Annotated in this window: 18 protein-coding genes; 6 read left to right on the forward strand and 12 right to left on the reverse strand. The window is 59.7% G+C overall.

The window, feature by feature from the left end; genetic code table 11:
• Positions 1-73 precede the first annotated feature (73 nt).
• Complete coding sequence (locus R0140_RS11480) at positions 74-940, forward strand: LysR family transcriptional regulator (RefSeq protein WP_012541460.1); 867 nt, start codon at positions 74-76, stop codon at positions 938-940.
• Positions 941-1,613: 673 nt separating this feature from the next.
• Positions 1,614-2,741, forward strand: coding sequence for a dimethylsulfone monooxygenase SfnG (sfnG, locus tag R0140_RS11485; RefSeq protein ID WP_022066442.1), 1,128 nt, complete (start codon positions 1,614-1,616; stop codon positions 2,739-2,741).
• A gap of 94 nt (positions 2,742-2,835) precedes the next feature.
• Here sfnG and R0140_RS11490 read toward each other — a convergent pair whose 3' ends face one another.
• From R0140_RS11490 to budA, 3 genes are read right to left on the reverse strand one after another with little or no spacing between them, the layout of a single operon-like run.
• Positions 2,836-3,606 carry a (S)-acetoin forming diacetyl reductase gene (locus R0140_RS11490; RefSeq protein WP_008804546.1) on the reverse strand — a complete coding sequence of 257 codons (771 nt, stop codon included), beginning with the start codon at positions 3,604-3,606 and terminating at the stop codon, positions 2,836-2,838.
• Between the two features lie 23 nt (positions 3,607-3,629).
• On the reverse strand, positions 3,630-5,309 hold the full coding sequence (gene alsS / locus R0140_RS11495; protein WP_023297780.1) for an acetolactate synthase AlsS: 1,680 nt from the start codon (positions 5,307-5,309) through the stop codon (positions 3,630-3,632).
• Positions 5,310-5,318: 9 nt separating this feature from the next.
• Positions 5,319-6,098 (reverse strand): acetolactate decarboxylase, encoded by a 780-nt coding sequence (gene budA / locus R0140_RS11500; protein ID WP_008804548.1) that lies wholly within the window; start codon positions 6,096-6,098, stop codon positions 5,319-5,321.
• Positions 6,099-6,204: 106 nt separating this feature from the next.
• Here budA and R0140_RS11505 point away from each other — a divergent pair, with 106 nt between their 5' ends.
• On the forward strand, positions 6,205-7,077 hold the full coding sequence (locus tag R0140_RS11505) for a LysR family transcriptional regulator (protein WP_008804549.1): 873 nt from the start codon (positions 6,205-6,207) through the stop codon (positions 7,075-7,077).
• A 19-nt stretch (positions 7,078-7,096) separates the two neighbouring features.
• On the opposite strand, the gene R0140_RS11510 is transcribed toward R0140_RS11505, so the two are convergent.
• From R0140_RS11510 to R0140_RS11535, 6 genes are read right to left on the reverse strand one after another with little or no spacing between them, the layout of a single operon-like run.
• The gene (locus R0140_RS11510; protein ID WP_032730606.1) at positions 7,097-7,867 is read right to left on the reverse strand and encodes a 3-hydroxybutyrate dehydrogenase; all 771 of its coding nucleotides are present in this window, start codon (positions 7,865-7,867) and stop codon (positions 7,097-7,099) included.
• A 23-nt stretch (positions 7,868-7,890) separates the two neighbouring features.
• On the reverse strand, positions 7,891-9,285 hold the full coding sequence (locus tag R0140_RS11515) for a GntP family permease (RefSeq protein WP_008804551.1): 1,395 nt from the start codon (positions 9,283-9,285) through the stop codon (positions 7,891-7,893).
• A gap of 44 nt (positions 9,286-9,329) precedes the next feature.
• Complete coding sequence (locus tag R0140_RS11520) at positions 9,330-10,253, reverse strand: 3-hydroxyacyl-CoA dehydrogenase family protein (RefSeq protein ID WP_048268513.1); 924 nt, start codon at positions 10,251-10,253, stop codon at positions 9,330-9,332.
• Positions 10,254-10,264: 11 nt separating this feature from the next.
• Positions 10,265-11,446 (reverse strand): acetyl-CoA C-acetyltransferase, encoded by a 1,182-nt coding sequence (locus R0140_RS11525; RefSeq protein WP_032741088.1) that lies wholly within the window; start codon positions 11,444-11,446, stop codon positions 10,265-10,267.
• A gap of 9 nt (positions 11,447-11,455) precedes the next feature.
• Positions 11,456-12,112: a CoA transferase subunit B gene (locus R0140_RS11530; protein ID WP_032741087.1), complete on the reverse strand. Its 657-nt coding sequence runs from the start codon at positions 12,110-12,112 to the stop codon at positions 11,456-11,458.
• Between the two features lies 1 nt (position 12,113).
• A complete protein-coding gene (locus R0140_RS11535) occupies positions 12,114-12,821 on the reverse strand; it encodes a CoA transferase subunit A (protein ID WP_023340302.1) in 708 nt (235 codons plus the stop codon).
• A gap of 140 nt (positions 12,822-12,961) precedes the next feature.
• Between R0140_RS11535 and R0140_RS11540 the strand changes: the two genes are divergently transcribed.
• Positions 12,962-13,852, forward strand: a complete 891-nt coding sequence (locus R0140_RS11540; protein ID WP_012967981.1) for a LysR family transcriptional regulator — start codon at positions 12,962-12,964, stop codon at positions 13,850-13,852.
• A gap of 47 nt (positions 13,853-13,899) precedes the next feature.
• Here the strand turns inward: R0140_RS11540 and R0140_RS11545 are convergent, their stop codons facing one another.
• Positions 13,900-14,040, reverse strand: a complete 141-nt coding sequence (locus R0140_RS11545; protein WP_002908189.1) for a hypothetical protein — start codon at positions 14,038-14,040, stop codon at positions 13,900-13,902.
• 290 nt (positions 14,041-14,330) lie between these two features.
• On the opposite strand from R0140_RS11545, the gene R0140_RS11550 reads away from it, so the two are divergent.
• Positions 14,331-15,239 carry a DUF535 family protein gene (locus R0140_RS11550; RefSeq protein WP_012967984.1) on the forward strand — a complete coding sequence of 303 codons (909 nt, stop codon included), beginning with the start codon at positions 14,331-14,333 and terminating at the stop codon, positions 15,237-15,239.
• Positions 15,240-15,321: 82 nt separating this feature from the next.
• Here the strand turns inward: R0140_RS11550 and R0140_RS11555 are convergent, their stop codons facing one another.
• Together R0140_RS11555 and R0140_RS11560 are read right to left on the reverse strand one after the other, a co-directional pair.
• On the reverse strand, positions 15,322-16,539 hold the full coding sequence (locus R0140_RS11555) for an MFS transporter (protein ID WP_044650154.1): 1,218 nt from the start codon (positions 16,537-16,539) through the stop codon (positions 15,322-15,324).
• 177 nt (positions 16,540-16,716) lie between these two features.
• The gene (locus R0140_RS11560) at positions 16,717-17,178 is read right to left on the reverse strand and encodes a winged helix-turn-helix transcriptional regulator (protein WP_009307678.1); all 462 of its coding nucleotides are present in this window, start codon (positions 17,176-17,178) and stop codon (positions 16,717-16,719) included.
• Between the two features lie 60 nt (positions 17,179-17,238).
• Between R0140_RS11560 and R0140_RS11565 the strand changes: the two genes are divergently transcribed.
• A complete protein-coding gene (locus tag R0140_RS11565) occupies positions 17,239-17,487 on the forward strand; it encodes a tautomerase family protein (protein ID WP_004175772.1) in 249 nt (82 codons plus the stop codon).
• The last annotated feature ends 113 nt before the right edge of the window (positions 17,488-17,600 follow it).

The raw sequence follows: 17,600 nt of genomic DNA on the forward strand, positions 1-17,600 counted from the left end.
AAATGAGTTTATTACAGGAAGAATACAGGTATAAAAGCACCATACATGTGTAAAAATGCACACGAGGTGAGATATGGACTGGCAGGATTTACATTTTTTTTTCGCCCTTGCCCGGTGTGGTTCCCTGTCGGCCGCAGCCAGGGAACTTGGCGTAGACCATGCCACTGTGGGCCGCCGGATTGCGGCCCTTGAAAGTTCTCTGGGCCTGAGGCTCACAGAGCGTTTGCCACGCCGTACCACGCTCACCGGGCATGGGCGGATTATCGCCTCCGGCGCTGACGAAATGTACCGTATTGCAGACCGTATTCGAATCCAGGCGAGGTCATTGTGTGCCGAACCGGCCGTGCCTATAAATATCAGCGCGTCACCTGCCGTTGCAGCACACCTCATTGCGCCTGCTATAGCAGGATTCACCCGGAAACATCCGGGTATCACGTTGTCATTATCCGGCGTTTCGCACCATGTTCTTCTGAATAAAAGTGAGGCTGACATTGCGGTTCGCCTGGAAAGGCCTGACGATCCAGACCTGATGACAAGGCGTATAGGTACCATGCGCTTTGGTCTTTATGCTTCTCAGTTCTGGCAAGAAATTCCGCAAGAAGATTGGGTATTTATTGCTTATGACAGCACGCTTGCACATGTCACGCAGCAGCAATGGCTGGAATCACTGCTGAACGGGCGACGAGTTATCTTTCGGGCAAGCGATCTGATGGCGCAGCAACAGGCAGCCCGGAAAGGATTGGGCATCGTTACTTTACCCTGCTTTATGGGTGATAATGACAGCGAACTGGTAAGGCTGCCGGAAAATCTGCCTTCGCCCGTGAGGAACATTTGGCTGGTTGCCTACCCTGAAATTAAGCGCGATCGCTCTGCTGTCGTGGTGATGGATTTCCTGGCTGAAATCATTGGCCGGTCCTGCCCACCTGGCAAGGATATCTGATTTTTTCTTGTTAATTACTTATGTTATATGACTGGCAGGGTTTCCCGGTAAAACGAACCATTCACGTTTAGAGATCTTCCGACATACTGATTATGTCCTCTGAGGAGATCACCATGCGTAAAGCCCGATTCATCGAACACCAGATCATTGCCGTTCTGAAGTCCGTCGAAGACAGACGTACCGTTAAGGGGGCAGTTTGGATATCAAAAAATATTGTACGTTAAGGCTGTATTTTTGACCTTTCGACTTTAGCTGGTCTCAGCCGACGAAACCACTGCGGGGTTAATGAAATTGCCGTCGTAGTTGCTTATTTCATGCTTGTCAGAAACGACAGCATCCGTAATCAGACCTGCTGTTATCCAAATTAATGTCAGGATAAATTTATCTTCCGGCAAGTTGTATAAGTTGCATTTGCAACATATGCGTAACCAGGCATGTTGCAAATGCAGCAGATAAGTTCCTTTCTTTTTTTATAATTAGCTGTTTTTAAAAAAATTATTTCGCCTCCTGTTTTGGCATGCATTCTGCAAACACCTTTATAACCAAAAGCTGTCTTTTTATTTTCGAAAGGCAAAAATCGTTATATAGAAAGATGGTAATTCGCGGCTACAGCAACTCGCCTGCGACGCGTTGTAAGGCGGACAGATAAATTCATCAATGACGGGAGTGCCCTATGTCCATTTCAGAGCCAGGTAATCATCCGCTGCAGTTCGCCTATTGGGTGCCGAACGTGTCGGGCGGGTTAGTGATCAGTAATATCCCGCAGCGTACCAGTTGGGATATCGACTACAACCGTAAGCTGGCGCAAATTGCTGAACGTGCCGGTTTTGACTATGCGCTTACGCAGATCCGTTTTACGGCCGGCTATGGTGCCGACAACCAACATGAGTCGGTCTCTTTTTCGCAGGCGCTACTCGCATCAACTGAAAATCTGAAAGTGATCGCCGCCTTGCTTCCCGGCCCCTGGAACCCCACTCTGGCGGCAAAACAAATCGCCACTATCAGTCATCTGTACGGCCCGCGCATCGCGGTCAATATCGTCAGCGGCTGGTTCCGTGGTGAGTTTAAAGCTATCGGCGAACCCTGGCTAGACCATGAAGAGCGTTACCTGCGTTCAGAAGAGTTTATCCGTTGCCTGCAGGGCATCTGGCGCGAAGACAGCTTTACCTTTGCCGGCGATTTCTATCGCTTTCGTGATTATTCCCTCAAGCCCAAGCCGCTGGCGCCGCTGCCGGAAATTTTCCAGGGTGGTAGTTCGCGTGCCGCGCGGGACATGGCCGCGCGCGTTTCCGACTGGTATTTCACCAACGGCAACACGCCTGAAGGCATCAAAGCACAGGTGGATGACATCCAGCGTAAGGCGGCACAAAACCAGCATCAGGTGAAGATCGGGGTTAACGGCTTCGTTATTGCGCGTGAAAGCGAAAAAGAGGCGCAGGCGGTGCTGCGGGAAATTATTGATAACGCCAATCCGGACGCGGTGAAAGGGTTCCAGCACGAAGTGAAAAACGCCGGCAGCGCATCGCCGGAGGGCGAGGGCAACTGGGCCAAATCCAGCTTTGAAGATTTGGTGCAATACAACGACGGCTTTAAAACCAACCTGATTGGCACGCCGCAGCAGATTGCAGAGCGCATCATTGCGCTCAAACAGTCAGGCGTCAATCTGCTGCTGCTGGCATTCCTGCATTTCCAGGAGGAAGTCGAGTTCTTCGGAAGGGAAGTGATCCCTCGGGTGCGTGAGCTGGAAAAGCAATCTCAGCCTGCCATAGCCCACGTCGTGCCAGAAGCCCTCAAGTATTGATGCTTCGTTTCCCCGGGATGCTTACACTTACACTCAAACCAAAAAAAGCCCCTGCGCGAAAGCAGGGGCAAGCCATGTCAGAGCTTATTTTTTATTAGTTAAATACCATCCCGCCGTCGATCAGCAACGACTGACCGGTCATGTAATCAGAATCCGGGCTGGCAAGATAGGAGACGCAGGCGGCGACATCTTCCGGCTCGGACAGACGACCGAGAGTGATGCGTTTGGCGAACTCGGCGGTACCGTAGCCCAGCGGTTTACCGGCGGCTTCGGACACCTGGCGGTCAATTTCGGCCCACATTGGCGTTTTGACAATCCCCGGGCAGTAGCCGTTGACCGTGATGCCCAGCGGCGCGAGGTCGCGAGCGGCGGTCTGGGTTAAGCCGCGTACCGCGAATTTACTGGAGCTATACACCGCCAGCTCCGGGTTGCCGACGTGGCCGGCCTGGGAACAGGCGTTGATGATTTTCCCGCCGTGCCCCTCTTTCTTAAAGGCCTCGACCGCCGCCTGAATACCCCAGATCACCCCTTTGACGTTGATGTTGTAGACTTTGTCGACAATCTCCGGGGTAATGGACTCGATCGGCGTAGACGGTGCCACACCGGCGTTATTGACGATGACGTCGAAGCCGCCCAGCGTTTTGCGCGCCTGTTCAACGGCGGCAAATACCTGATCGCGGTCGGAGACATCCACTTTCACCGCCACGGCGTGTCCGCCGGCCTGGTTGATTTCCGAGGCGACCGCTTTGGCGGTGGCGTCGTTATAATCGGCAATGGCCACGGCAAATCCATCCTTCACCAGACGAAGGGCGATAGCTTTACCAATCCCCTGGCCGGCGCCGGTAACAAGTGCGACTTTTTTCATTTTCCTTTCCTTATTGTGATGACTTACAGAATCTGACTCAGATGCAGCTGACCCATCAGCAGCGGGTTATCGCGATAATCCACCGGGATGGCCACCACCGCCGGGCCGTCGACGTCCATCGCCGCGCGCAGCGTCGGCTCCAGCGCCTCGGCGCTTTCCACGGCGAACCCTTTGGCGCCGAAGGATTCGGCATAGGCTTTAAAATCCATCGGCCCGAACTCGACGCCGGACAGGCGCTGATATTTTTTCTCTTCCTGAATAGCCACCATGTTGTAGCCGTTATCGACCCAGATGAGATGCAGCACGTTGGCTTTCAGGCGGACGGCGGTCTCCAGCTCCATGCTCGACTGCAGGAAGCCGCCGTCGCCGGAGACGGAGACCACTTTGCGCTCAGGATTGACCAGCCAGGCGCCGATGGCCCAGGGCAGGGCGACGCCCATGGTCTGCTGGCCGTTGGAGATCATCACCTGGCGGGCGCGGAAGCTGTACAGGTAGCGGGCGATCCAGATATGGAAGCTGCCCATGTCCACGGTCAGCGTGACGTCGCTGTTGACGATATCCTGCATGGCGCGAACGATGCGCAGCGGATGCAGGGCAAACTGATTCAGCTGCGCGCCGCGGCGGTCCAGCAGCTCGCGCTGGTGCTGGCGGTCGCGGAGGATCTCCGCCGCCTGCGGGGAGAGCACCAGCCGGTGATCGATATTTTGCGCCAGCTTGTTGAGGGTGCCGGCGATATCGCCCACCAGCTCGACATCCGGGGTGTAGTTGCGCTCTTCATAAGCGGGCAGCACGTCGATATGCACCAGCGTCGCGTTGCCGCTGTTCCACATCGCCGGTTCATATTCCACCGGGCTGTAGCCGATGCAGATCACCAGGTCGGCGAGCTGCAGCAGACGGTCCCCGGCCTGGTTGTTAAACAGCCCGACCCGACCGGCGAAGCGAGAGAAGTTATCCTGATTCACCGCCCCGGCGGCCTGATAGGTGCTGGTGACCGGAATATGGCTGGCCTCCAGCAAACGGCGCAGCGCCGCGCTGTTTTCCGGCTGGCTGGCCATCAGGCCGAGCAGGAAGATCGGGTTCTTCGCCTGAGCGATAAGCTTCGCCACCTGGTCGATGGCGTCATCCGGCGCGGCGCCCATCTGCGGAGCCCGGCTGGCCGGCAGTACTTTACCGCTGACCGGGCCATCGACCACATCCTGCGGCAGGCTGACGAACGCGCTGCCCGGGCGGCCCTGCTCGGCGGCACGGAAGGCGTTGGAGACCACTTCCGCCAGCGCATCCGGCGCCGTCACCTCGACGGCGTATTTGGTGACCGGGCTGAACATCGCCACCGTATCCATACTCTGATGGACCTGCTTCGCCTTATCGGCGCGTTTCACCGCGCCGCCCAGGGCCACCACCGGGTCGCCTTCGCTGTTCGCGGTGGCCATGCCGGTGATCAGGTTGGAACAACCCGGACCGGAGGTGACCAGCGCCACGCCCGCTTTGCCGGTAATGCGTCCGACCGCGGCGGCCATAAACGCGGCGTTGGCTTCGTGGCGTACCGGAATAATGCGAATCGAGGAATCCAGCAGTGAGTCGAACACCTTGTCGATTTTGGCGCCGGGGATACCGAAGATCTGACGTACGCCTTGCGCTTCCAGCTGGCTGACGACGAGATCGGCGCCGTGCGCCCACTGGCGTACCGGATACTGTTTGTCCATGTGAACCCCTTAACTTTCTACGGAACGGATGGCGGCATCGAGATTATCGGGATGCAGATTGGCCTGCAGGAACGCGCTGTCGGCGGGCAGGTCGATCATCAGCTTGTGAATTTCGCCGAAGGTCAGCACCCCGTGATCGAGCTGGTAATCCAGCAGGTGACCGCCGCCTTTGCGGTCATCGGTAATAAAGTGCTCGTGATACCCGGCGACATTGATCCCCTGCATATGCTGCGGGGTACGGAAGCCGACCAGCACCCCTTCGCGCTGGTTAAAGCGGAACACCGGCTGATCGTCGAGGACGTCGGTCATCGCCCGGTACGGCGGCGTCTGGCGCGGCACGGTGCGGGTATGGGCATGGCGGAAATGGCCGTCGATGCGCAGGGCGCAGAACAGGTTGTCAGAGGGAATTTGCTGGTCAATAACGTCGTGCAGTTGTTGGCGGCTCACCGGATGGTCGAAAGTTTTCCGGTACTGCGGCTGGAACCAGGTCATCACCGCGAACGGCGTTTTCTGCTCCGGCTGGGCTTTGCGCGCGCTGCCGTCGGCGCGCAGCTGATAGACCTGACTGCTGAAGGCGATCAGCTCCCCGTCCAGCTCATTAAAGGTGCCGAGGCCGAAATCGCCGTGTTTCAGCAGGTCCGCGATGGTGGTGCTGCCTTCGTAAACCCCGCTCAGCAGGGCGCTCATTAGCGATGTCTGATAGAGCACGCTCTCGGGATGCTGCGCGGAAAACGCCCGTAGGGTTTCGCACAGACTCTCTTCGCAGGTGCATTCAGCAGAGTGATTCATATACCACTTCCTCGTTCAACAAATATAAGAAAGGTTAAATAAATGTTGACCCGATTCAGCTCACAGTTCCAATATAGAAACCATGCTGGTTTGAGACGTTTTCGATATGGAACTTCGTTATCTTCGTTATTTTGTCGCCGTCGCCAGGACGCGGCACTTCACCCAGGCCGCCAAGGAGCTGGGTATTTCACAACCTCCGTTAAGTCAGCAAATTCAGCGACTTGAACGAGAGGTGGGGACCCCGCTGTTTCGGCGTTTAACCCGCGGGGTGGAGCTGACGGAAGCGGGAGAGTCGTTCTATGAGGATGCCCGCCAGATCCTCGCCATGAGCGATGCGGCGCTGGAGAAGGCCAAGGGCATTGCGCGCGGGATGAACGGCAGCCTGTCGCTAGGCATTACCAGTTCTGATGCTTTCCATCCGCAAATCTTCACGTTGCTGCACCGTTTTCAGCTCGACCACCCCGGGGTGACCCTGCACCAGATGGAAGACAATATGGCCAATCTGATGACCGCCCTGAGCGAGGCCGAGCTGGATATCGCCTTCGTCCGTCTGCCGTGCGAGAGCAGTAAAGCCTTTAATCTGCGGATTATTGATGAGGAGCCGATGGTCATCGCGCTGCCGCGCGATAACCCGCTGGCGACGCAGCCGACCCTGGCCCTGGAACAGCTGTGCGACGTGGCGCCGATCCTCTTCCCGCGGGAGGTGGCCCCCGGGCTGTATGAGCTGGTGTACAACAGCTGCCTGCGCGCCGGGATCGACATGGAGCGTGCCTGGCAGTCGTCGCAGATTTCGTCGTCGCTGAGCATGGTCAATGCCGGGTTCGGCTTCGCGCTGGTCCCGCAGTCGATGACCTGCATTCAACAGCCGAACGTCAGCTATCACCCGCTCAGTGGGGCGCCGCTGAAGACCGATATCGCCATCGCCTGGCGGCGCTTCGAGCGCTCACGCACGGTGAAACGCTTTCTGGCGATGTTCTGATCTTCGCGGCGCCAGCGGCTTACTGCGCCACCCAGCCGCCATCCATATTCCATGCGGCGCCGCGCACCTGGGCAGCGGCGTCGCTGCACAGAAACAGCGCCATTTCGCCCAGCTGGTGCGGGGTGACAAACTCCCCGGAGGGCTGTTTTTCCGCCAGCAGCTGGGCGCTGGCCTGCTCCGGGTCGACCCCCTCGGCGATGCGCTTATCGATCTGCTGCTGCACCAGCGGGGTCAGCACCCAGCCCGGGCAGATGGCGTTGCAGGTGATGCCGCTGCGCGCGGTTTCCAGGGCCACGGTTTTGGTCAGCCCGACCACCGCGTGCTTGGCAGCGACGTAGGCCGATTTCTCTTTCGACGCCACCAGGCCATGCACTGAGGCAATGTTGATGATGCGCCCCCAGTTGCGCTGGCGCATGCCCGGCAGCGCCAGGCGGGTGGTGTGGAAGACGCTGGAGAGATTTATCGCGATGATGTCGTTCCATTTGTCCACCGGGAACTGCTCCACCGGGGCGACGTGCTGGATGCCGGCGTTATTGATCACGATATCGACGCCGCCGAAGGTGCTTTCGGCATAGTGCATCATCGTCTCGATCTGCCCGACGTCGCGCAGGTCGGCGTCGTGATAGCCGGGGATCTTACCCAGCGCGGCGACTTCAGCCCGGGCGTGGCTGCTGTCGCCGAAGCCATTGAGGATCACCTGCGCGCCCGCCTGAGCCAGCACTTTGGCGATCCCTAAACCGATCCCGCTGGTGGAGCCGGTGACCAGCGCTGTTTTACCGTGCAAATTCATTTTATTACTCCTTCAATCGGGTATCAGACAATGCCGGTCACATAGAACGTGGCAATGACAAACAGTACCGCGAGGCTTTTGATCACCGTGATGGCGAAAATACCGCCGTAGGCCTGGCGATGGCTCAGGCCGGTGATCGCCAGCAGGGTGATCACCGCTCCGTTATGCGGCAGGGTGTCCATGCCGCCGCTGGCCATGGCGGCGACACGGTGCAGGACCTCGAGCGGAATATTGGCGGCGTGGGCGGCGGCGACAAAGGTCTCGGACATCGCCGCCAGCGCGATGCTCATCCCCCCGGAGGCCGAGCCGGTGATCCCGGCCAGCACCGTGACGCTGATCGCCTCGTTTAACAGCGGATTGGGAATGGCCGCGAGGGCTTTCGACAGCACCAGGAAACCCGGCAGGGCGGCGATAACTGCGCCGAATCCGTACTCAGAGGCGGTGTTCATCGCCGCGAGAATAGCCCCGCCCACCGCCGTTCGGCTCCCCTCCGCCAACCGGCCGCGTATATTGCGATAGCCGCAGACCAGCACCAGCACAATGCCGGAGAGCAGCGCCGCCTGCACCGCCCAGATAGCGGTGATTTTCCCTACTTCGGTGACGACAGGCTTCGCCAGACCCGGCAGGGTGAGCTCATGGCTGGCGCCGTACCACTGCGGGATCCAGTGGGTAAACAGCAGATTCAGCACCCCCACTAACAGCAACGGGGCGATAGCGATCAGCGGATGCGGCAGATCGATGTCATCCGGGGTCTCCGGCTCATTTTGCAGGTCGGTCCCATAGCCTTCGCCGCGGGCCTGCGCTTTGCGGCGCTGACGCTCCAGCCACAGCAAGCCAAAAATGATAATGAACAGCGAGCCGATAAGCCCCAGCCAGGGGGCCGCCCAGGCGTTGGTGCCGAAGAAACTGGTGGGGATAATATTCTGGATCTGCGGCGTGCCGGGCAGGGCGTCCATGGTAAACGAGAATGCCCCGAGGGCGACGGTGGCCGGAATCAGCCGTTTGGGGATCCCGCTCTGGCGAAACAGTTCGGCGGCGAAGGGGTAGACGGCAAAAGCCACCACAAACAGCGACACCCCGCCGTAGGTCAGCAGGGCGCACACCAGCACGATCACCGGGATCGCGTGGCGGCGTCCGAGGATGCGGATGGCGGCGGCGACAATCGACCGCGAGAATCCCGACAGCTCAATCAGCTTGCCGAACACGGCGCCCAGCAGAAACACCGGGAAATAGAGCTTCACAAAGCCGACCATTTTTTCCATAAACAGGCCGGTAAAGGCCGGGCCGACCGCGCCCGGGTCGGTGACCAGCACCGCGCCGAGGGCGGCGATCGGCGCAAAGAGGATCACGCTGTATCCACGGTAGGCCGCCAGCATCAGTAACGCCAGTGCGGCCAGGGCAATTATCACACTCATCACGACGTCTCACTCTCATTGTTATTGTAGGGGTACAGAACGCGATACTAGGGCTTCAGGGCGTAGCGAAGCTGATGTTCCCGGCGCGACTGGATGCGCTGTTGCCGCGCCTCATCCCAGCGGTAAAAGCCTTGTCCACTGCGGGCGCCGGTGTCGCCTCGCGCCACCTTCTCCGCCACCAGCGACATCATCTCGCTCCCGCTGGCCAGCTCCGGCAGCAGGTGCTGGCAGATATCCTGGACCGTCGCCAGCCCGGTCATGTCCGCTGCCTCCAGCGGGCCGACCATCGCATAGCGGCGGCCCAGCGAGGCGCGCATCACCTGGTCCACTACCTCGGCAGAGGCAATGCCGCTGTGGACGATATGCAGCGCTTCGCGCAGCAGGGCGAACTGCAGCCGGTTGCCGACAAAGCCCGGCGCGGCGCGATTGAGCACCACCGCTTCCAGCGCGCAGGCGGCGCAAAAGTCGCTCACCTGGCGCGCCAGATGGGGCAGTGTGGCGCTCCCGGGCACCACTTCCACCAGCGGGATCAGGTGCGGCGGATGCCAGAAATGGGCGATCAGCAACCGTTCAGGGTGGCGCATGCCCTGCGCCAGCGAGTCCGGCGGCAGGCCGCTGGTGTTGCTGGCGATAATCGCCTCGTCGGCGATCAGCGTTTCCAGTTCGGCATACAGGGCGTGCTTCAGTGGTAGCCGCTCGGGGATCGCTTCTATCAGCAGCGTGGCATCGGCCAGGGCATTCAGCGCCGGGGTGGGGATCAGACGGGCCAGCACAGCGTCGCGGTCGGCGGGATCCTGCTGGCCGCTCGCCTCCAGCTCGCGCAGGATGGCGCTGGCCACCGCCGGAACCTCGGCGAGACGCTGCGGGTCGGTGTCATACAGGCGGACGACGTGACCGTGACGGGCGAAATGGCAGGCGATGCCGACGCCCATCAGTCCCGCGCCGAGTACCGCCAGGCGTGGTGTAAACATAGTGGCTCCTGTTAACGTTGTAGAGTCATGGCGATGCCCTGGCCGCCGCCGACGCACAGGGTTGCCAACCCTTTGCTGGCGCCCCGGCGCTGCATCTCATGCACCAGGCTGACGAGGATCCGGCAGCCGGAGGCGCCGATGGGATGGCCAAGGGCGATGGCGCCGCCGTTGACGTTGACCTTCTCGCTATCCCACTCAAGCAGCTGACCGACGGCCAGCGCCTGGACGGCAAAAGCCTCGTTAGCTTCGATAAGATCCACCTCGTCCAGCGTCCAGCCGGCGCGCTGCAGCGCTTTACGGCAGGCGCTCACCGGGCCGATGCCCATCACCGATGGGTCGACCCCGGCGACCGCTGAGCTGACAATGCGCGCCAGCACTGGTAGCCCGAGCTCGTGCGCTTTATCGACGCGCATCAGCAGGACCGCCGCGGCGCCATCGTTCAGCGACGAGGCGTTTCCGGCAGTGACGCTGCCGTCAGCGGGACGAAACGCCGGGCGCAGCTGGGCCAGCTGCTGCTCGCTGGTCTCCGGGCGCGGTTGCTCGTCGTCAGTCACGACACGCGGCGGCTTTTTGCCCTGCGGGACGCTGACCGGGACGATCTCCTCGCGAAAGCGTCCGGCGGCGATGGCGGCCGCCGCTTTGCGCTGGGACCCGGCGGCAAAGGCATCCTGGCGCTCACGGCTGATGTCGAAGGCATCAGCCAGATTCTCGGCGGTAATGCCCATGTGGTAGTCGTTAAAGGCGTCCCACAGGCCGTCCAGAATCATGCTGTCCTGCAGGCTGGCGTGGCCGAAACGCAGGCCGTCGCGGGCGCCGTGCATCAGATAGGGGGCATTGCTCATGCTCTCCTGGCCGCCGGCGATGACGATCTCGGCGTCGCCGCAGCGGATCGCCTGCATCGCCTGCTGAACCGCTTTCAGCCCGGAGCCGCACACCAGATTGACGGTCACCGCCGGGGTGTCGACCGGCAGGCCGGCCCGCAGCGCGGTCTGGCGCGCCGGGTTCTGCCCGCAGCCGGCGGTGAGCACCTGGCCGAAAATCAGTTCGTCCACCGCCGCGGCGGGCAGATGGCCGCGTTCAAGCAGGCTGCGCACCACCGCGGCGCCGAGGTCGACGGCGGAAAGAGGGGCGAAGGCGCCGCGAAAGCTGCCTACCGGGGTGCGTACTGCAGCAACAATGGCAATATCGGTCATGGTCTCTCCTTAGCTGAAGCGCATTTCGCGCACATCGTCGGCCACGATCAGTCGTCCCGCCGTTTTACGCATCACCTCGTCGGGGCTCACCCCCGGGGCCACTTCACGCAGGACAAACGCGCCGTCGACAATGTCCAGCAGGGCCAGATCGGTGAGCACCCGGCGAATACAGTCCACGCCAGTGAGCGGCAGGGTGCACTGCGGCAGCAGTTTGGATTCGCCGTTTTTTGAGGCGTGGGTCATCACCACGATGATGTTCTGCGCGCCGGCTACCAGGTCCATGGCGCCGCCCATCCCCTTGACCATTTTTCCAGGGATCATCCATGAGGCGATGTTGCCCGCGACGTCGACCTCAAAGGCGCCAAGAACGGTCAGGTCAACGTGGCCGCCGCGGATCATGGCGAACGACTGAGCGGAGTCGAAGATGGCCGCCCCGGTTTGCGCGGTGACGGTCTGCTTGCCGGCGTTAATCATGTCGGCGTCGATCGTGGCTTCGTCTGGAAATTCGCCCATCCCCAGCAGGCCGTTCTCCGACTGGAGCATCACCTCAATACCGGCGGGAATGTAATTGGCCACCAGCGTCGGGATACCGATCCCGAGGTTGACGTAGTCGCCGTCGCGCAGCTCCTGGGCGACGCGCATCGCCATTTGTTCACGGGTCAGCATCTCACTTCCCTCCGGCGCGCAGGGTGCGCTGCTCAATACGTTTTTCAAATTGCCCGACGATCAGCCGGTCGACATAGATCCCCGGGGTGTGGATGGCGGAGGGCGGCAGTTCCCCCGGCGGTACAATCTCTTCCACCTCCACCACCGTAATGCGTCCGGCGGTGGCCATCAGCGGGTTGAAATTCTGCGCGGTATGGCGATAAACCACATTGCCGTACCAGTCGGCTTTCCAGCCTTTGACCAGCGCGAAATCGCCGCGGATCGCCTCTTCAAGGATGTAGTGCCTGCCGTCGAACTGGCGCACCTCTTTGCCTTCGGCGACCGGGGTGCCATAGCCGGTGGCGGTGTAAAAACCGGGGATCCCGGCGCCGCCGGCGCGAATTTTTTCGGCCAGCGTTCCCTGAGGAGTGAGCTCAACCGCCAGCTCGCCGCTCAGCACCAGCTGTTCAAACAGCGCGTTCTCCCCGACGTAAGAGGCCACCACCTTGCTGATCTGGCGCGACGCCAGCAGCATACCGAGACCGAAGCCGTCGACGCCGCAGTTATTGGAGACCACCGTCAGCCCCTGCACCTGGCGACGCTGCACCTCGGCGATCAAATTCTCGGGAATGCCGCACAGGCCGAAACCGCCGGCGAGCAGCGTCATGCCGTCCGTTAACCCTTCCAGCGCCGCTTCATAGCTGGCGACGCGTTTATCCAGTCCTGCCATCTTGTCTCTCCTGCCTTGCGATAGCCTTATCATTGGCGCTGGAGACTGATTTGATAATTTTGAATTTGTGACCCACTCATTTGGAATTTTAATTAATTTCCTGTTAACTAATTTTTTTCAATTAGTTAACAGGAAGGAAAATGAGAATGAGTGTCAAACAGTTACGCGCGTTTTTAGCGGTAGCTCACACTCTGAATTTCGCCCACGCCAGCGAAAGGCTCAATTTGTCGCAGCCAGCCCTCAGTTTGACCATCAAAGGGTTAGAGGAGGCGCTGGGCGGCGCGCTGCTGCAGCGCAGCACCCGCAAAGTGACCCTTACCCAGGAGGGGGAACTCTTTCTGCCGATGGCCCGTCAGCTGCTGGCCGACTGGGATAACGTCGAGGAGGCCATGCGTCAGAGCTTTACCCTGCAACGGGGTAAAATTTCGGTGGCCGCGATGCCGTCGTTTGCGGCCAACGTCCTGCCGGAGGCGCTGAAGGCCTTTCGCGACCGCTATGCCGGCGTGAACGTCACGGTGCATGATGTGATTAATGAGCAGGTGATCGAGATGGTGCGCGAGGGGCGAGTGGAGATGGGTATTGCCTTCGAGCCATCGCCCACCCACAACCTGCTGTTTACCCCGCTGGCGGTGGACCGCTTCGTGGCGATCGTTCCCCGGCAATCCCCGCTGGCGAAGAAAAAGCAGCTCACCTGGCAGGAGCTGTTGACCCTCGATTTTATTACCCTGCAGCGTCCCTCAGCGGTACGCCTGATGCTCGAGGAGGCGCTGGCGCGCAGCGGTCGCCAGCTGGACGTAGCGCTGGAGAGTCACCAGCTGGTGACGGTGGGGAGAATGGTGGCCAGCGGCCTGGGGGGCAGCGCGGTGCCGGCGTTGTGTAAAACGCAGATGACCTCCCTGGGGGCCGTCTGCATCCCGCTCAGCGATCCGCCGATTGAGAAGTGCGTCGGCGCGATCCATGCCGGGCATATGCCGCTGTCGAAGGCGGCGCAGGCGCTGCTGGATACGCTGAAAGGCTTCTTGCCGGCCTGAGCAGGCGGGAGGGGCAAAAAAAACCGGCCTGCTGGCCGGTTTGACAATCAGATTTTGCAGGCGTCGCCGCAATCGTCATCGGCAACGATCGCCTGCGCTTTTTTGTCCGCTTCTTCCAGACGCTCCGCGTTGCGTTCTTCTGCTTCATCCAGGCCGCTGAAGACCAGGTTGTCGAGATCAATTTCCATAAGTTACCTATCGTTGCTGGTTTTTAATCAGCGTCAAGTATAGGGCAAAACCGCCAGCGGATGTAGCCGCTCTCCGCGCCGAACGCACAGAGCGTTAAGTCGCGGGGCGGCAGGCTTTCCCTACCATAAATAACCGTTGACAGGCGGGAGTTGGCTTTATTAATCACCATACAGAATGATTTCCTGTGTATATATTAAATGAAAGGACAACGAAGGAGTAATTAAGCGTTGACGAAAAGCTTTTATGTTAATATGGCCGCGATTATGGATGAATCTATGGATCTTAATCAATGGAACATACTGTTGCAGGCGCCATCAAAGAATGGCGTAAACATAATAAAGTGATCGGTCAGGTCAAAATAAACTATAAAAAAGTTTTACGAAAATGCAGAGAGCTCTCGCTCGCAGGAGGTAAATACAGAGAATATCAAGAACTTTGTGCAAAATATCAGTGTGCGCGGTTGACCGCCGTGACCAAAGGGCTGGTGCCTTTTGAGGATAAACCGTTTAAAGCGTATCTCAATAAACGGCTGTCAAAACGACGCAAGCTGGATATTGCCCACGGTTCACTGAATTTTATTGAGAAAACGTTTCACCCTGATGTCCTGCCGCAGCTGTACAATGTGGCGGATTTTGGTCGCGCGATGTTCTCTATTCCTTTGAAAAATGGCGATAATCTTGACGTTAAACTGTTGGCGTCGCCGTTTCAGGAGGAGGGCGAGCTGATGCTGCAGCTGTTTCTCGGCGACCGGCGCGTCTATAGCGTCTGTTTTTCCTGTACCGACGATGGCCGCGCCTATATTGGCGGCATCCAGGGCGGGAAAGATATCACCAATGACGAAGTGAAGGTGCTGACTAAAGAGCTGCATGGCGCGCGGCCGAAAAATATCATCATGAGCGTGCTGTATGGTTTCCTGCGTTATTTCAGCATCACCACCGTCTACGCGATCGATTCCGATTTCCACGTGAAAAGCGATTTGGTGAAAGCCAGTTATTCATCGCTGTGGCTGGAAATGGGCGGTGAGAAACAGGCTCGCGGCTGGTATAAATTGCCGGCGCAAGAGATCAAAAAAAGTATTGAAGAGGTGAAAAGTAAGCACCGGAGCCAGTTTATTAAGCGCGAAGGTGTCAAGGAGTTGATTCAGATAGATATGGCGAACGCCCTGCAGCACATTACGTTGCAAGCACGGGTGAATTAACGCCTCTCATACGCCAGCCGGGCTGCAGGGGGCTGCTACCCGGCTGGCGATTTCCTCTCTCCCCAGGTCGCTGTGCCGTAGGTTACTGCCCGCTCTCGCCGATTGGCGGTGACGCGGAGACGGTGAGCAGCGGAGCGCTGCGCCACCATACCATCAGGGCGACAATCGCGATAACGCTCAGCACGCCGAAGGCGGTGGCATAGGAGTAGAGCCCGGCGATAGACCCGGTTAACGCCGGACTCATTGCCGCCCCGGCGCCCTGCATCAGCATCACCACGCTCTGTCCAGCGTTAACGTGCCCGCTGCCGCGCAGCAGCGAGACGATAAAGCTGGGCACCGCCACCCCCAAAATCCCTGCCGCCAGGCCATCAAGAATTTGCACCGGGACCATCATCGCCGGGGCGTCGCTGGACGCCGCCAGCGCCGCCCGGATGGGCATGATCAGCAGCGCCAGCAGGATGCATCGCCAGTAACCGTATTTGTCGATGCTGCCGGCGACCCGGATGGCCACCGGGATCATCACCACCTGCGAAATAATCACCGTGGCGGCGGCAAACAGTCCGGGATTGAGGTGTCCCGGCGCGGCGGCGATCCGCATGCTCAGCATCGGCAACAGTGCGGCATTGGCGAGATGGAACAGCATCAGGGTTACGCCGGCGATCAGCAGCGGCGTATGGCGGAACAGGATGGCAAACCCCGGCAGGGAGGGCGTGGATGCCGCTTCGATGCCGCGGGCGGCGTCATCGTCGATATCGCCGCCGCGGATCGCCAGCAGGGCGACCAGGGTAAGCAGCGTGGTACAGGCCATCAGAATGAAAATGCCGCCGATGCCCCAGTACCAGGCGATAGCCCCGGCCATTAGCGCGGTGAAGAAATTCCCCGCGTGGTTGAAGGCTTCGTTTTTCCCCATCTGGGCGCTAAAGCCGCGCTGTCTGGCAAGACCGAGGGTAATCCCGGCGATCAGCGGTCCGACAAAGGCCGCGCAGATGCCGCTGGCGACTTGCGAGAGGGCGACCACGCTGGTCTTCTGACTAAACCAGAGCAACAGGGTAGTGAAGGTGATCGCCAGGCAGACCCCGGCCAGCAGCAAGCGCTTATGCCGCGTGCTGTCGGTGATGAAGCCGGCGGGCAGGGTCGCCAGCAGGCCGGCGATACCGCCGACGGACATCAGCAGGCCAATGTCCTCCGCCTGCCAGTGACGCTGGGTGAGAAAGATCCCCAGAAACGGGCCGAGGCCGTCGCGCACGTCGGCAATAAAAAAGCTGGTCAGACATAAAGCCCGCAGAGAACGAAGCGACATTTTCTACCTTTAGCATGCGCGATCTGCGCGTCGGAATGGTCACCGGATACCTTCATCCTTTATCGCACAGTTCGATGAAACAAAAATGTCCCGCGCTCGTCGGGTACCGTGGCTATGCAACATACCCGCTTGCGGCGGCTTTCGCCAGAGGCGTACGAAAGTTCTGTAGCGGCGCTATTAGCGTTCGTCTGCCTTGACGATCTGCAGGGCGGCGGGGCTCGCCACGGTGCCGCTGGCAGTAATAAACCCCGGATGGACAGCCTCGCCGCTGGCGCTGTCCACCAATGCTATATGCGGCGCACTGTGCAGCACGTGCTGATGGCCCCATTCCATCAGGGCGAACAGCACCAGCGCCAGGCTACGGCTTTTATCAGTCAGAACATATTCATACCGTTCGCGGGAGCCGGCTTCCCGGTAGGGCACTTTGCTGAGCAATCCCGTTTCGGTCATGGTTTTTAACCGGGTGGTGAGCGTCTGGCGGGTAATATGGGTGTGCGACAGCATCGTTTCAAAGCGCGTCACGCCGTAAAACGCCTCGCGGAGGATCAACAGCACCCAGCGGTCGCCGAGGATTTTCGCCCCTTCCGCCAGGCCGCACAGCGCCGGGTCGAGGTAGGGCAGTGATTTATTTTTTGACATCGCGAGATTGACCTTCTACTCTGAGTTTGAATTTTAGACCTAGATGCTAAGGAGAATAGCGTGCCATTTGTTAACGTGCAAACCATTAAAGGGATCATGACCGCGGAACAGAAAAGTGAGCTGCTGCGACGGATGACCGATCTGCTGGTGGAGATTGAGGGGCAGGGCGATCCGCAGTTCCGTCAGTCCGTCTGGATCCGCATTGACGAACATGACCCGGAGCAGTGGAGTCTGGGCGGCGTCCAGCCGACGGCCGCAATGATCGCGGCGAAATTTGCCGCCGCGCGGCGCGACGGATCCCCGGAATAAAACGGGCGGCGAAGCCCGGCCCGGCGATCTGACGCAGAAGAGGGGCCAGATCGCCGGGTAATATTGCGATTCGCTATGGTGCAAAAGCGTATTTTGCGGCTAAGGTAACGGTC

Source organism: Klebsiella sp. w6, assembly GCF_033100215.1.
In the GTDB taxonomy this organism is placed as follows: domain Bacteria; phylum Pseudomonadota; class Gammaproteobacteria; order Enterobacterales; family Enterobacteriaceae; genus Klebsiella; species Klebsiella variicola.

Coding starts and splice junctions, on each gene's coding strand:
- R0140_RS11540 (WP_012967981.1), top strand. CDS start 12,962: ATGAGAATGAGTGTCAAACAGTTACGCGCGTTTTTAGCGGTAGCTCAC.
- R0140_RS11520 (WP_048268513.1), bottom strand. CDS start 10,253: ATGTTTACACCACGCCTGGCGGTACTCGGCGCGGGACTGATGGGCGTC.
- sfnG (WP_022066442.1), top strand. CDS start 1,614: ATGTCCATTTCAGAGCCAGGTAATCATCCGCTGCAGTTCGCCTATTGG.
- alsS (WP_023297780.1), bottom strand. CDS start 5,309: ATGGACAAACAGTATCCGGTACGCCAGTGGGCGCACGGCGCCGATCTC.
- R0140_RS11510 (WP_032730606.1), bottom strand. CDS start 7,867: ATGAATTTGCACGGTAAAACAGCGCTGGTCACCGGCTCCACCAGCGGG.
- R0140_RS11490 (WP_008804546.1), bottom strand. CDS start 3,606: ATGAAAAAAGTCGCACTTGTTACCGGCGCCGGCCAGGGGATTGGTAAA.
- budA (WP_008804548.1), bottom strand. CDS start 6,098: ATGAATCACTCTGCTGAATGCACCTGCGAAGAGAGTCTGTGCGAAACC.
- R0140_RS11555 (WP_044650154.1), bottom strand. CDS start 16,539: ATGTCGCTTCGTTCTCTGCGGGCTTTATGTCTGACCAGCTTTTTTATT.
- R0140_RS11535 (WP_023340302.1), bottom strand. CDS start 12,821: ATGGCAGGACTGGATAAACGCGTCGCCAGCTATGAAGCGGCGCTGGAA.
- R0140_RS11560 (WP_009307678.1), bottom strand. CDS start 17,178: ATGTCAAAAAATAAATCACTGCCCTACCTCGACCCGGCGCTGTGCGGC.
- R0140_RS11525 (WP_032741088.1), bottom strand. CDS start 11,446: ATGACCGATATTGCCATTGTTGCTGCAGTACGCACCCCGGTAGGCAGC.
- R0140_RS11530 (WP_032741087.1), bottom strand. CDS start 12,112: ATGCTGACCCGTGAACAAATGGCGATGCGCGTCGCCCAGGAGCTGCGC.
- R0140_RS11550 (WP_012967984.1), top strand. CDS start 14,331: ATGGAACATACTGTTGCAGGCGCCATCAAAGAATGGCGTAAACATAAT.
- R0140_RS11480 (WP_012541460.1), top strand. CDS start 74: ATGGACTGGCAGGATTTACATTTTTTTTTCGCCCTTGCCCGGTGTGGT.
- R0140_RS11545 (WP_002908189.1), bottom strand. CDS start 14,040: ATGGAAATTGATCTCGACAACCTGGTCTTCAGCGGCCTGGATGAAGCA.
- R0140_RS11505 (WP_008804549.1), top strand. CDS start 6,205: ATGGAACTTCGTTATCTTCGTTATTTTGTCGCCGTCGCCAGGACGCGG.